Source organism: Methylobacterium sp. GXF4 (genome assembly GCF_000272495.1).
In the GTDB taxonomy this organism is placed as follows: Bacteria; Pseudomonadota; Alphaproteobacteria; order Rhizobiales; family Beijerinckiaceae; genus Methylobacterium; species Methylobacterium brachiatum.
This window is the reverse complement of sequence record NZ_AKFK01000065.1, coordinates 59,668-72,368: the sequence shown is the minus strand read 5'-3', so window position 1 is coordinate 72,368 and position 12,701 is coordinate 59,668. Positions and strand designations below refer to the sequence as shown.

The window sequence follows — 12,701 nt, the reverse complement described above, 5'->3', positions numbered from 1 at the left end:
TCTCACGCGTGCCGGCCCCGATATCCCGGTGCAGCGCCGCCCGCGGCCCATAGGTCTCGCGTCCGCCACGCCTTGGCAATCGGCCGACTCGCCTCATATGCTGATCCGTGACCCGCCGTTCCGCCGCGGGGCCGATTTCCCGCGGTTCGAGACCCTGACGCATGAAGCTCGCGACGTTGGCCTGCCTCGCCGCCCTCTGCCTCGTCGGGCCGGCGGCCTATGCCGCGCCGGGCGAGGCGGCCAAGCCGGCTGCGCCGGCGAACCCGGCGCCGTCGGCCAACGCGCCCAGGCAGACCGCACCGGCCACGCCCGCCCCGGCCCAGACCGCCCCCGCCGCCGAGGCGCCCCAGCAGCCAGCCCCCTCCCCCGCGCCGTCGAACGCCCAGCCTCAAGCCGCCCAACGGCCGGCCTCGAGCGCCCGGGCCGAGCGCCGGCGGCGGTCCTACGCGGCCTGCAACCGCGCCTCGCACCAGCGCGGGCTGCGCGGCGGCAAGCGCCGGCGGTTCCTGATCCGCTGCCGCCTCGGCTACGAGCGCACGCATGGCCAGCCGGCGCAGCCGAGCGCCGGCCAACCGGTGCAGCCGGGCCGCAAGCCGTGACCGGCCGCGCCGCGCCGGGCGCGCCCGGGCGATGAAGCTGATCGTCTTCGACGTCGATGGCACGCTGGTCGACAGCCAGCACCTGATCGTGGCGGCCCAGGGCCTCGCCTTCGCGGAGAACGGCCTGCCGGCCCCGGGCCGGCGCGAGGCGCTCTCGGTGGTCGGCCTGTCGCTGCCGCAGGCGTTCCGCCGCCTCGTGGGCGAGGACGGGCCGATCGTCGAACTCTCGGAGAGCTACAAGCAGGCCTACAACCGCCTGCGGGTCGATCCCGCCTACGAGGAGCCGCTGTTCCCGGGCATGGGCGAGCTGCTGGCGCGGCTGCATGCCCGCGAGGACGTGCTGATCGGCCTCGCCACCGGCAAGTCCCGGCGCGGCGTCGACCGCCTGATCGCGCATCACGGCTGGGCCGACTGGTTCGTGACCACGCAGAGCGCGGACGACGCGCCGTCGAAGCCCGATCCGACCATGCTGCTCCAGGCGATGGCCGAGGCCGGCTGCGCCCCCGAGGCGACCGTCATGGTCGGCGACACCACCTTCGACATCGGCATGGGCGTGTCGGCCGGGGCCGTCGCCGTGGGGGTCGGCTGGGGCTATCACCCGGCCGGGGCCCTCTACGGGGCGGGCGCCGTCACGGTGGTGTCGAGCGCGGGCGCGCTGGAAGGGCTGTTGTCCGGGGGGGAGCGGCCGGGCCCGCCCGCTGCGCCGTCATCGCGGGCATAGCGCAGCGATCCTGGGAATCGCACCGCTCGGAGAACGCGCCCCATCCTGTGTCGCTCCGCGCGCGATAACGGTGCGACTTCCGACGAGGCTCGCCGACGAACCCGAAAGCTCCTATCTGGCATCCATGAGCGATGTGACGAACGAGTGGCTCGGCGAACCGGGCGACGGGGAGCGACCCGATCCGGTGCGGGCGGCCCGCGGGCATGCCAAGCCCGCCCTGCCCCGGCGGTTCTACCAGGAGGCCGGCTTCGCCGAGGGCCCGGACGGGTTCCGGCTGACCCTCGACGGCCGTCCGGCGAACACCCCCGCCCGCAACCCGCTGAGCCTGCCGACCCGGGCGCTCGCCGAGAAGGTCGCGGCCGAATGGGCGGCCCAGGACACGGTGATCGATCCGGCCAGGATGCCGCTGACCCGGCTGGCCAATACCAGCATCGACGGCGTCGCCCCCCGGCACGCCGCCGTGGTGGAGGATCTCTGCGCTTATGCCGGCACCGATCTGCTCGCCTATCGAGCCGGGGATCCGGAGCGGCTGGTCTCGGCCCAGGCCGCGTCCTGGGACCCGATCCTCGACTGGGCGCGGGAGACTTTTGGCGCCCGAGTGATCCTCAGCGAGGGCGTGATGCATGTGGAGCAGCCGCCCGATACCGTGCGGGCTTTGTCCGACGCGGTCGCCGCGGTCGAGAGCCCGTTCCGGCTGGCCGGCCTGCACACCCTGACCACGCTGACCGGCTCGCTGCTGATCGCGCTCGCGGTCCTGCGCGGCCGCCTCAGCCCGGCCGAGGCCTGGGACGCGGCCCATGTCGACGAGACCTACCAGGCGGCAATCTGGGGCAGCGACGCCGAGGCCGAGGCGCGGCTGGCGATCCGCCGGACGGAATTCGAGGCCGCGGCCGAGCTGATCGCCAGCGTCTGACCATTCGGCTGTGCCCGCCTGGCAGGGTGGATTGCGCAGATGCGCTTGCGCAACATGCCCGGACTCGCTGTCGCGAGGCCGCGTAGCCGGCTGACATGCCGCGAGGATTGACTTAGGGTCGGGCTATTCCAGTCGTCGGATCATCCATGCGCGCCGATCCTTGCCATGACAGTCGTTTCACCGGCGAATTGGCCGCGCTTCTTGCCACCAAGCAGTCTTCCGACGATGAGGCGGCGCGCGAGGCTTTGTTCGCGGCCCTGTCGCGGCTGGAACGTCAGGCGCTGATCGCCGGCGCCGCGGATTCGACCCTGGGGAAGATCGCCGAGGCCCGGTTCCTGGTCGGGATCCTGCGCGACTCGATGCGCCCGTCGCGGATCGCGCCGCTGCGCAGCCTGCTGCGGCTGGCGGCGGAGCCGCGCCGGCTCGCGGAAGCCGATCCGGTCTGAGGCGCCAACCTCCTACCGCGCCGGCTGGGCCAGCGCCGCCCGCACCTTCCCCTCCAGCGAGGCCGGCTTCGCCGACGGCGCGAACCGGGCGATCACCTGACCGTTCCGGCCGACCAGGAACTTGGTGAAGTTCCACTTGATCGCCTTCGTGCCGAACAGGCCCGAGCGGGCCTGTTTGAGGTGGTCGAACAGCGGTTCGGCCTCCGGGCCGTTCACCGCCACCTTGCCGAGCACCGGGAAGCTGACGTCGTAGGTCAGCGAGCAGAACTTGGCGATCTCGGCGGCGTCCCCCGGCTCCTGCGCGCCGAACTGGTTGCAGGGGAAGCCCAGGACCGTCAGGCCCGCGTTGCGATGCGCCCGCCACAGCGTCTCCAGCCCGGCATATTGCGGGGTGAAGCCGCAGCGCGAGGCCGTGTTCACGATGAGCAGCACCTCGCCGCGATGCTGCGCGAGGGGGTACGGGCTCCCGTCGGCCGCGGGAACGGTGAAATCGTGGATCGTCGTCATGCGCGATCACTCGGGCAAACAGGCGATCGCCGCAAGGGTGTTACGCGGCTTTGACCTTCTGCACGTCGAAGCTCGGACCCTGCGGGGTCATCCGGTCGTGCGAGACGATCCGCTCGTCCGGTGCGACCACTCCGAGGCTGACGTCCCGGTCCGGCAGGACCACCGTGGTGGTCTTGTTGACGTGCACGAGCACGTGGCGGCGCAGGGGCACGGAGGCCGCCGCCCAGCGCTTGAGCTGGCCGTAATAGGGCTCCCGGCGCCAGACATTCGCCTGGCCGGGATCGACCTGCACGTTCATGTTGCGCGACAGCGGGTCGAGGGTGAGCACCATCTTGGCGCGGTCGGGCTTCCATTCCGGCCCGAGCCAGCTCTCGGTCATCCAGAGGCAGTGGAACGCCCGGCAATGGTCGGGGCGCGTCGCGTGGATCGCGCAGCCCTGGCCGGCCTTGGTGTGGCGGCACCACTGGCCCGCCACGCTCTCCACCGCCGGCACGTCGTAGACCTTGCAGCACAGGGTGCAGGCGCCGCAGGCGCGCCCGGGGGCCGGCTGCGCCACGAAGGTTTCGGGCGCCAGGACGGGCGAGGGACCGGAAGTAAGCATGAATCGTGCGTCGCGCGGGTCAAACACGGGGGCATGCATCCGGGATGAGCCGGGCGCAGGGCCGCGGGACTACCTGCACGGGCATCGGGTCGGTAGTGTGGCGGATCCCCTGGGCATGAGGACGGTGCGAACGATGCTCTCGAATCTCGCGACCCGCGACGTCGAAACCCTGCTCCACCCCTACACCAACCTGTCGACCCACCGGCATACCGGCCCGCTGGTGCTGGAGCGCGGCGAGGGGGTCCACGTCTACGACACGGAGGGCCGGTCCTATATCGAGGGCATGTCGGGCCTGTGGTGCACGGCGCTCGGCTACTCGAACGCGGAGCTGGTCGAGGCCGCCCGGGTCCAGATGGGAAGGCTGCCCTTCACCCACCTGTTCTCCGGCCGCAGCCACGATCCGGGGATCGAGCTGGCCGAGACCCTCAAGGAGCTGATGCCGGTCCCGACCTCGAAGATCTTCTTCACGTCTTCCGGGTCGGAAGCCAACGACACCCAGGTCAAGCTGACCTGGTACTACAACAACGCGCTGGGCCGGCCGCAGAAGAAAAAGATCATCGCGCGGCAGAAGGGCTATCACGGCGTCACGGTGGCCAGCGCCTCGATGACCGGGCTGACCGCGAACCATGCCGACTGGGACCTGCCGCTGCCGGGCTTCCTGCACGTCGCCTGCCCGCATTTCTATCGGGGCGCCGAGCCGGGCGAGACCGAGGAGGCCTATTCGGCCCGCCTCGCCGCCGATCTGGAGCAGACGATCCTGCGCGAGGGGCCCGAGACCGTCGCGGCCTTCATCGCCGAGCCGGTGATGGGCGCCGGCGGGGCAATCGTGCCGCCGCGCGGCTACTTCGCGGCGATCCAGGCGGTGCTGACGAAATACGAGGTCCGGATGATCGCCGACGAGGTGATCTGCGGCTTCGGCCGGCTCGGCACCTGGTTCGGCAGCGAGGCGCTGGGGATCCGGCCCGACTCGATCTCCTTCGCCAAGGCCCTGACCTCGGCCTACATGCCGCTCGGCGGCGTCAGCATCGACGAGCCGCTCTACGAAGCGATGATCGGCCAGAGCGAGAAGCTCGGCACCTTCGGCCACGGCACCACCTATTCCGGCCATCCCGTGGCGGCCGCGGTGGCGCTCAAGGCGATCGAGATCTACCGGCGCGACCGGGTGATCGAGGGCGCGGCCGAGAAGGCGCCGCACTTCCAGCGTCGGCTCGCGGCGCTGGCCCAGCACGACATCGTCGGCGAGGCCGGGGGCATCGGGCTGATCGGCGGGCTGGAGATCGTCGCCGACAAGGCCAGCAAGCGCCAGTACGAGCCGAAGGCGGGCGTGGCCGCCCGCTGCGTCGCCTTCGCGCAGGCTGAGGGCCTGATCGTGCGCGCGCTCACCGGCGACCGGGTCGCCCTCTGTCCGCCGCTGATCATCAGCCCGGACGAGATCGACGCGCTGTTCGACCGGCTCGGCCGGGCGCTCGATCGCACCCGCGACTGGATCCGCGCCGAGGGGCTGGAGGCGATGCCGAGCTGAGGCGAGCCGGGACGGCCCGCCCAGCGGCGACACCATATTCGGACACGGGCCGCTGTTCCGAGCTGCGACGCGCCCCCTCTCCCGTGCGGGAGAGGGGGCCCGCGCTCAAGCGCCCACGGCATGACCGCCGCCGACGATCGAAACCGGTTTCGGACCGTCGCCGCCTCACACCGGGTCGCGCTGCGCCTCCACCTGCGCGGTGGTCTGGATGCCCGTCGCGGTCAGCGGCGTGATCCGCAGGGTGGTGATCCGGTTCTTGGCCTTGCGGATCACCTGGAAGCGGAAGCCGTGGAAGTTGAAGGCCGTGCCCTGGTCGGGGATGGTCCGTGCCTCGTGGATGACGAGGCCCGCGATGGTCGTGGCCTCGTCGTCGGGCAGGTTCCAGTCCATGGCGCGGTTGAGGTCGCGGATCGGCACGCCGCCATCGACATTGACCGAGCCGTCGCCCTGCGGACGCACGCCCGAGACGGTGACGTCGTGCTCGTCCGCGATCTCGCCGACGATCTCCTCGAGGATGTCCTCCAGGGTCACGAGGCCCATCACCTCGCCGTACTCGTCGACCACCAGGGCGAAATGGGTCTTCTTGGTGAGGAACGCCTTGAGCTGGGCGCGCAACGAGGTCGTGCCCGGCACGAACCAGGTCTCCAGCGCCAGGGCCTCGACCTTCAGCCCGGAGGCGTCCCCGCCGGCGGCGTCGAGCGCTCGCAGCAGGTCCTTGGCGTGGAGCACGCCGACAATGTTCTCAGGGGTCCCGCGCCACAGGGGCATGCGGGTATAGGGCGAGGCCAGCACCGCCCGGACGATGTCCTCGGACGGCTGGTCGGCGTCGATCGCCCGCATCTTGGTGCGGTGGACCATCACGTCCGAGACCGACAGGTTCGACAGGTCGAGCAGGCCGCCGAGCATGTCGCGCTCGGCCTTGGCGACGCCGCCCTCCCGGTGCATCAGCGCCACCTGCCCGCGCAGCTCCTCGGAGGCGGTGAGGATCGACTGGTGCTCGCCGATGGTGATGCCGAACGGCTTCAGCATCAGCCGCACGAGGTGCTCGATGGAGATCGCCGCCGGGCCCATGATGGCGACCGCGAAGGCCACCGGCCGGGCCATCAGCAGAGCCGCCTTGTCGGGCTTGGAGATGGCGAGCGTCTTCGGCAGCACCTCGGCGAAGACGATGACCAGCACCGACATGCCGACGGTCGCGTAGATCACGCCGTTCTTGCCGAACAGGGCGGTGAGCACGCTGGTGGTGAATGCCGAGGCGCCGATCGCCACGATGTTGTAGCCGATCAGCATCGCGCCGATGAAGCGCTCGCGGATCGCCAGGATCCGGTTGACGATCGCCGCGCGCGGGTCGCCCGCCTGTTCGAGGGCGTGCATCCGCGCCCGGGAGGCGGCGGTGAAGGCGGTCTCGGCGCCCGCGAAGAAGGCCGAGAGCAGCAATGAGATCACCACGATGCTCGCGGCGAACCACAGGTCGATATGGGTGTCCATCGTTTCCAAGAGGCACGACTCGTGCGGCGGGGAGGCCGCCCATATAGCGCCTCGCGTCGGTTATTGCGCGCCGATCCGACGCACCGTCCACGTCGCCCAGTAGACCGGCCTTCCGTAGAGGGTCGAGGCGTCCCGCCCGGCCGCCGAGGGGGCGAGCCGGTCGAGCCAGGTCAGGAACCCGGCCTTGCCCGGATAGACCGCCGGGGTGTCGAGGTTGCCCTGCGCGTCGGTCATCCAGAAATGCGCGCTCCGGTCGAAGCGGCCGCTGCCGTCGCCCCCCGAGCGCAGCCCGAGATAGGACGGCGAGCGCCCGGCCTCCACCGGGTCGGCGTAGAGGGTGAGCGCCCCGATCCCGTCGAGGTTGAGGTCCGGCGTGTATTGCAGGCAGATATCGGCCACCGGGCCGCCCGGAGCGTTGGCCGGGCGCTGGCAGGTATAGGACACCGCCCAGCGCTGCATGCCTTTGGCCCGCGCCACCCGGACGACGCTCCCCGGCGGCAGCGGCCCGGCGAGTTTCCTCGCCGCCGACCAGACCTTCGCGGCCGAGAGATCCTTCGCGGTGCGCAGGTAGAGCGCGGTGCGCCGCTTCTCGGGGGCGAGGCCGCAATCCTCGGGCAGGACGTCGGTGTAGACGTAGTGATACGTGCGGTCGACGATGCTGATCGAGCCGGACAGCCCGTGGGTCTCGAAGGCCGGGGCCGGGCAGGCGGAGGCGATCGGCTTGCCGGCCTCGTCGGCCACCGGGGCCGGGGTCGGCGGCGTGCCGCGGCCGCCGGGCACGAACGGCGTCCAGGCGAGCCCGTAGCCGTCCGGGGTGCGGGTGCGGATCTCGAAGGTCTGGAAGTCGAGGGTCCGGGCTGCGATCTGCACCCGGCGCCGGATGTCGGCCGGCTGCGCCGCCGGCTCGTCCCGCTCGGCCCGGCGGCCGCGCCGCCGCCCGGTGGGCTCCTCGTCCTGATCGGTATTGCCGCCGACGCGCTCCTGGCCGAGCAGGAAGACGTAGCTGTAGGCTTCCCCGGCCCAGTCGCGGCCCGAGACCGCGATCGGGTCGCGGGGGCCGATACCCTCGAGGGCGGGGGCCGGCTCGGACGAGCCGCGCCTGGCCGCACGCTCCTCCGGGAGATCGACCCAGAACCGGTCGGCCGAGGGCGGCAGCGTCGTGGCCAGCGCCTCCGGGCTGCGGCCGGTGCGGAGCGAGCCGCCGTCGCGGCTGTCGGTGGCGCGCCGCTCCGGGCAGGGCTCGTCCCGGCGGCGCGACGGCAGCGGGCTCTGGCCCTGGAAGATCATCTGCAGCGGTCCCGGCGCTTCCGCCCGCGGCAGCCGCAGGATCTGGACGCCGCGCACGAACGCGCAGGGCACCGGCGCGATCAGCACGCCCTCGGCCTCGGCGCCATCGCGGCAGATTTCCAGGCCGCCCCCGCCGGTGACGTAGCAGCTCGGCGCGCTGGTCTCGGCGCCGGCGGGCCGGGCCTCGACCGGAGCCCCGGCCAGGCCGAGCGCGAGGGCGGAGGCCGCCAGCACGACCGCGGCCCGGGCCGCAGGGCGCCGGGGCGTGTCGGTTCTGTTAGACTGCAGTTCGACGCTATCGGCAGATATCGTCACGGCGGCGTTCAAAGATGTCACGTCTATCGCCGCTGTCGATCCGGTTGTTCGGAATGTTCGGCAGCCTCTAGCCGATGGTCCGGCCACCGGGAAGTGGCGCGGACCACGCATGTTCGGCCCGCCCGCGCCACCGCCGCGTTCGGCGAGGCGAACCCGGCGCCCGCTCGCCCGTTGTCGCGGCTTGAGGGGGCGAAACGCCCGACCCAGTCAGCGTCCGGAGACCAACGCATGGATATCGCCGTCGAGACCGTCACCGACATCGTTCTGCGGCTGCGCGCCATCGAGGTGAAGGAAGGCAACACCGATCCGGATTCCGGCTCGAACCCGATCGACGACGGCTCCACCGACGTCCTCATCTCGGGCACCGACGACGCCACGGAATCCGAGGTGCGCGGCGCCATCGCCGGGCTGGACGACGACGCCCGGGCCGAGCTCCTGGCGCTGTTCTATATCGGCCGCGGCGACATGGAGCCGGAGGAGTGGGGCGAGGCGGTGCGCTTCGCCCGGGAGCGCGAATCCGTCGGCGAGGGCGCCGTGAAGGAGCTGCTGAGCGCGCCGGATGCCGGCGACCTGCTGGAGGAGGGCCTCGACGCGATGGGGCTCAGCCCCGAATTGCCGCAAGCCTGACCCCGAACCGGAGACCGGCGGCATGGCTTCCCGGGTTCGCCGAGCCGTCAACAAGGCGGTGCGGGTCCTCACCCGCCCGGTCCGCCGGGCTCAGGGGCATGGTGGCACGGGCCCGGGCGGGCTCGTGGTCGAGCCCTATCGCGGCTACGGCTCGCGCGACGAGATCTTCCTGATCGGCCGCGTGTTCCGGCAATCCCCCGGCATTCCCGGGGAGGATCCGGATTCCCTGCGGGCGCAGTGGCGGGACCTGCGCCGCCGCATCGCCCGGCGCACGGTTGCGGGTGCCGCGATCACGGCCCGGTTCGGCGGGGACGCGGCCCGGACCGAGACCGACCGCGACGGCTATTTCCGCCTCCGCCTGCATCCGCGGGACCTGCCCGGACGCCCCGGGGCCTGGCAGACGGTGGAACTGGTCCTGGAGGACGAGCCGCCGATCTCCGCCGAGGGTGCGGTGTTCATCCCGCCCGAGGGCTGCCGCTGCGTGGTCATCAGCGATATCGACGACACGGTGATGCATACCGGCGTCGCCAACAAGCTGAAGATGCTCTGGCGGCTGTTCGTCGAGGATGCCGACAGCCGCGTCGCCTTCCCGGGCGTCGCCGCCCTGTACCGCGCCCTGCACGACGGCGCCGGCGGGGCCGAGGGCAACCCGATGCTCTACGTCTCCCGGGCCCCCTGGGGCCTCTACGAGATGCTGTCCGAGTTCTTCCAGCGGCACGGCATCCCGGTCGGGCCGGTGCTGTTCCTGCGGGAATGGGGCCTGTCCTGGACGCACCCGCTGCCGCGCCGGGCCACCGACCACAAGCAGGCGCTGATCCGCAACATGCTCGCCCTCTACCGCGACCTGCCCTTCGTGCTGATCGGCGACAGCGGCCAGCACGACCCGGAGGTCTACGCCCAGATCGTCGAGGAGCATCCCGGGCGGGTGCTCGCGGTCTATATCCGCAACGTCTCCAACGATTCCGCCCGGGTCGAGGAGATCGTCCGGCTCGCCGGAGCGGTCGCCCGGTCCGGTTCCAGCCTGGTGCTGGCCGCCGACAGCGTCGCCATGGCCGAGCACGCCGCCGGGATCGGGCTGATCACCCCGGAGGCGGTGGCCCGCGTCGCCGACGAGCATGCCGGCGCCGAGGCCGCACCCCGCCGCGAGACCGCCCGCATCACCGCCGAGCCCAAAGCCCCGGGCGAGGCCGCCACCGAGGCCACGATTTCCCCCGACGCCGTCGCGGACGCACTGGTCAGCGATGGAACCGTGCCCGCCACCGTGGTGGTCGAGCCGGAACACCCGGCCGCCCTGCCCCGGGTGGCCGGGTGATTCTTTTTGGGGGGAGCGAGCTGTCCCCCACATCGTCATTGCGAGCGGAGCGCAGCAGCCCAGGGCAACGCGCGATCTCAGAACGTTGCGCATCACTGGGTTGCTTCGCTGCGCTCGCAATGACGGCAATGGGTTCGTGCGACGCCCGACACGGGGCACGAAAAACAGGCCCCATCCCGCCCGCACCCCTGTATCCCTGACGGCCGAACGCCCCCGCCCGCAATGACGGGCCGTCGCGAAGGGCTGTTCGCTGGAGGAAACCCGATGCGCTTGAGCCTTTCCGCCCTGCTGATGATCGCACTCGGCACGCACGCCGCCTTCGGGCAAGCGGCCCCTGGGGCCGATTTCAAGGGCCTGGAAGCCGAGATGGGGGCGGCCAATGCCGCGCCCGGTCCCCGCACGGTGCCGGGCCGGGTGATCCCCGTGCCCGAGACGATCAGCCCCGAACTCCGCAACGCCGTCGCGGCGCCCTATCGGGTGCCGGCCTGGAACGCCAACCCGTCGGATGCCGCCGGCTGGAAGGCCCTGATCGACCGGCTGGCGGCGGCCGGCGCCGCGACCCTGCCGGCGCTCCGCGACAAGCTCGGCGTCACCAGCGAGGCCACGGTGATCGGCGGCGTGAAGGTGTTCGTGGTCCAGCCGAAGACGATCCCGGAGGCCAACCGCAACCGGCTGCTGCTGCACATCCATGGCGGCGGCTACGTCTACAATCCGGGCGAGGCCGGCACCCTGGAGGCGATCCTGATGGCCGGGATCGGCGGCTACAAGGTGATCTCGGTCGATTACCGCATGCCGCCCGATGCCCCCTACCCGGCCGCCATGGACGACGCGACCGCGGTCTGGAAGGCGATGCTGGCCCTGCAGAAGCCCCAGACCATGGGCGTGTTCGGCACCTCGACGGGCGGCGGCATGACCCTGGCGCTGATGCTGCGCGCCAAGCAGGAGGGCCTGGCCCTGCCGGCCGCGATCGGCCTCGGCACACCCTGGTCGGACATGACCGAGACCGGCGACACCTACCGGACCAACGAGTGGCTCGACAACGTGCTGGTGAGCTATTCCGGCTATCTGACCCCCGCCGCCAAGCTCTACGCGGCCGGGCGCGACCTGAAGGATCCGCAGCTCTCGCCGATCAACGGCGACTTCGCCGGCCTGCCGCCCGCGATCCTGATCAGCGGGACCCGCGACCTGTTCCTGTCGAACACGGTGCGCACCCACCGGAAGTTGCGTGCGGCCGGGATCGAAGCGGATCTCCAAGTGTTCGAGGCGATGTCGCACGCCCAGTATCTCGGCGCGCCGAACGCGCCGGAGACCAAGGAGGTCTTCGGCGAGATGGCCCGGTTCCTGGACGCGCATCTGGCCCGCTGAGAGCCCGGGGCTCGACACCTTGTGATGGAGCGCGTTCTCCCCATGTTGCAATGCAGCATTTCGGAGAACGCGCTTCACTTCCCGAATGGGCCTCCTAGCTTGGGTCGCTCGCGTGCCGGCCCCCACTCGCCTCGATCTCCGGAGCCCATCCGTGCAAACCTACACCCTGGCCATCGCCGACGGCGTCCTGTTCGCCTGCCTGCCCGACGACGCCGACATCTCGGCCGCGATCACGGACGCCACCGCGACCAATTACGGCTTCGGCCTCAACCTCGACATCGTCCGCGGCGCGACGCTCACCAACGCCAAGGGCCCGAAGGACGAGGTCGTCTGGCAGGAGGGCTCGGACAGCGAGCTTTTGGACGCGGAAGGCCGCCGCTACCGCTACGCGGTGCGCCGGCATTCGTGAGGGGGCCGCGGCTCGCAATCCGACGCTCTCTCCGAGACACGCCCTCATCCTGAGGCGGCGGAGTGCAGCGGAGATCGCCGGGGCATCTCGAACCCGCCTCCGAGGCCACGGTGGCACCTTACGACAGGGCGCTGTGGGATGGGCGGTGGGCGCGCGCCGCCGCGTCAGATCAGGGTTCTCGCCATCTCTAGCGCCCGCGCCTCGAACCTGGCCTCGTCGCCCCAGTCATCGCTTACGCCGTAGTTCATGTGCCCGGACGGCGTGAAGCTGCACAGGAAATGGCTGCCGGTATTGTCCTCGAATCCAGGCGGGACATAGCGTCGGCGCGGTTTCGGTTCCGAGCTGACATAGGCGATCGGCGCGTCGATACCCCGCCGCAGGATCGCGAGCAGATACGCGTATCGGATCGAGCCTTCGGCGAGGATATCGGTCATCAGCACCCCGACATGGTCGGGGCCGAGGTCATGCCGGCGGATGGTCCGCGACCGGATGACCTTCGGTGCATACATGCGCCTGACCCCATCTTGGCGGCTGCGACGGCCGGATCTGTTATGCATCCGACCTCGTGATTTGATTCGTCAACTCGAAT

The 12,701-nt window shown here is 71.4% G+C and carries 14 protein-coding genes; 9 read left to right on the top strand and 5 right to left on the bottom strand.

Going from position 1 to position 12,701, the window contains the following annotated elements; translation table 11 throughout:
• Positions 1-161: 161 nt before the first annotated feature.
• The 4 genes from WYO_RS17165 (at position 162) to WYO_RS17150 (ending at position 2,679) form a co-directional block, all read left to right on the top strand.
• Positions 162-599 carry a hypothetical protein gene (locus tag WYO_RS17165; RefSeq protein ID WP_007564750.1) on the top strand — a complete coding sequence of 146 codons (438 nt, stop codon included), beginning with the start codon at positions 162-164 and terminating at the stop codon, positions 597-599.
• Positions 600-630: 31 nt separating this feature from the next.
• Positions 631-1,320, top strand: coding sequence for an HAD-IA family hydrolase (locus WYO_RS17160; RefSeq protein WP_039903202.1), 690 nt, complete (start codon positions 631-633; stop codon positions 1,318-1,320).
• A gap of 124 nt (positions 1,321-1,444) precedes the next feature.
• Positions 1,445-2,233, top strand: coding sequence for an ATP12 family protein (locus tag WYO_RS17155; RefSeq protein WP_007564740.1), 789 nt, complete (start codon positions 1,445-1,447; stop codon positions 2,231-2,233).
• A 146-nt stretch (positions 2,234-2,379) separates the two neighbouring features.
• Positions 2,380-2,679: a hypothetical protein gene (locus WYO_RS17150; protein ID WP_007564738.1), complete on the top strand. Its 300-nt coding sequence runs from the start codon at positions 2,380-2,382 to the stop codon at positions 2,677-2,679.
• 12 nt (positions 2,680-2,691) lie between these two features.
• On the opposite strand, the gene WYO_RS17145 is transcribed toward WYO_RS17150, so the two are convergent.
• Together WYO_RS17145 and WYO_RS17140 are read right to left on the bottom strand one after the other, a co-directional pair.
• Positions 2,692-3,186, bottom strand: coding sequence for a glutathione peroxidase (locus tag WYO_RS17145; RefSeq protein WP_007564737.1), 495 nt, complete (start codon positions 3,184-3,186; stop codon positions 2,692-2,694).
• Positions 3,187-3,226: 40 nt separating this feature from the next.
• Positions 3,227-3,787 (bottom strand): hypothetical protein, encoded by a 561-nt coding sequence (locus tag WYO_RS17140; RefSeq protein ID WP_039903197.1) that lies wholly within the window; start codon positions 3,785-3,787, stop codon positions 3,227-3,229.
• Between the two features lie 133 nt (positions 3,788-3,920).
• Between WYO_RS17140 and WYO_RS17135 the strand changes: the two genes are divergently transcribed.
• A complete protein-coding gene (locus tag WYO_RS17135) occupies positions 3,921-5,309 on the top strand; it encodes an aminotransferase (protein ID WP_007564734.1) in 1,389 nt (462 codons plus the stop codon).
• 165 nt (positions 5,310-5,474) lie between these two features.
• Here the strand turns inward: WYO_RS17135 and WYO_RS17130 are convergent, their stop codons facing one another.
• Entirely contained in the window at positions 5,475-6,797 is a 1,323-nt protein-coding gene (locus WYO_RS17130; protein ID WP_007564732.1) for an HlyC/CorC family transporter, read from the bottom strand.
• A 60-nt stretch (positions 6,798-6,857) separates the two neighbouring features.
• Entirely contained in the window at positions 6,858-8,399 is a 1,542-nt protein-coding gene (locus WYO_RS17125; RefSeq protein ID WP_244424205.1) for a hypothetical protein, read from the bottom strand.
• A 228-nt stretch (positions 8,400-8,627) separates the two neighbouring features.
• Between WYO_RS17125 and WYO_RS17120 the strand changes: the two genes are divergently transcribed.
• From WYO_RS17120 to WYO_RS17105, 4 genes are all read left to right on the top strand, one after another.
• Entirely contained in the window at positions 8,628-9,026 is a 399-nt protein-coding gene (locus WYO_RS17120; protein ID WP_007564729.1) for a DUF3775 domain-containing protein, read from the top strand.
• A gap of 22 nt (positions 9,027-9,048) precedes the next feature.
• Positions 9,049-10,338, top strand: coding sequence for a phosphatase domain-containing protein (locus tag WYO_RS17115; protein ID WP_007564726.1), 1,290 nt, complete (start codon positions 9,049-9,051; stop codon positions 10,336-10,338).
• 264 nt (positions 10,339-10,602) lie between these two features.
• Positions 10,603-11,703, top strand: a complete 1,101-nt coding sequence (locus WYO_RS17110; protein ID WP_007564725.1) for an alpha/beta hydrolase — start codon at positions 10,603-10,605, stop codon at positions 11,701-11,703.
• Positions 11,704-11,854: 151 nt separating this feature from the next.
• Positions 11,855-12,112 carry a hypothetical protein gene (locus WYO_RS17105; protein WP_007564724.1) on the top strand — a complete coding sequence of 86 codons (258 nt, stop codon included), beginning with the start codon at positions 11,855-11,857 and terminating at the stop codon, positions 12,110-12,112.
• 164 nt (positions 12,113-12,276) lie between these two features.
• Here WYO_RS17105 and WYO_RS17100 read toward each other — a convergent pair whose 3' ends face one another.
• Positions 12,277-12,546 carry a hypothetical protein gene (locus WYO_RS17100; RefSeq protein ID WP_128755030.1) on the bottom strand — a complete coding sequence of 90 codons (270 nt, stop codon included), beginning with the start codon at positions 12,544-12,546 and terminating at the stop codon, positions 12,277-12,279.
• Positions 12,547-12,701 lie beyond the last annotated feature (155 nt).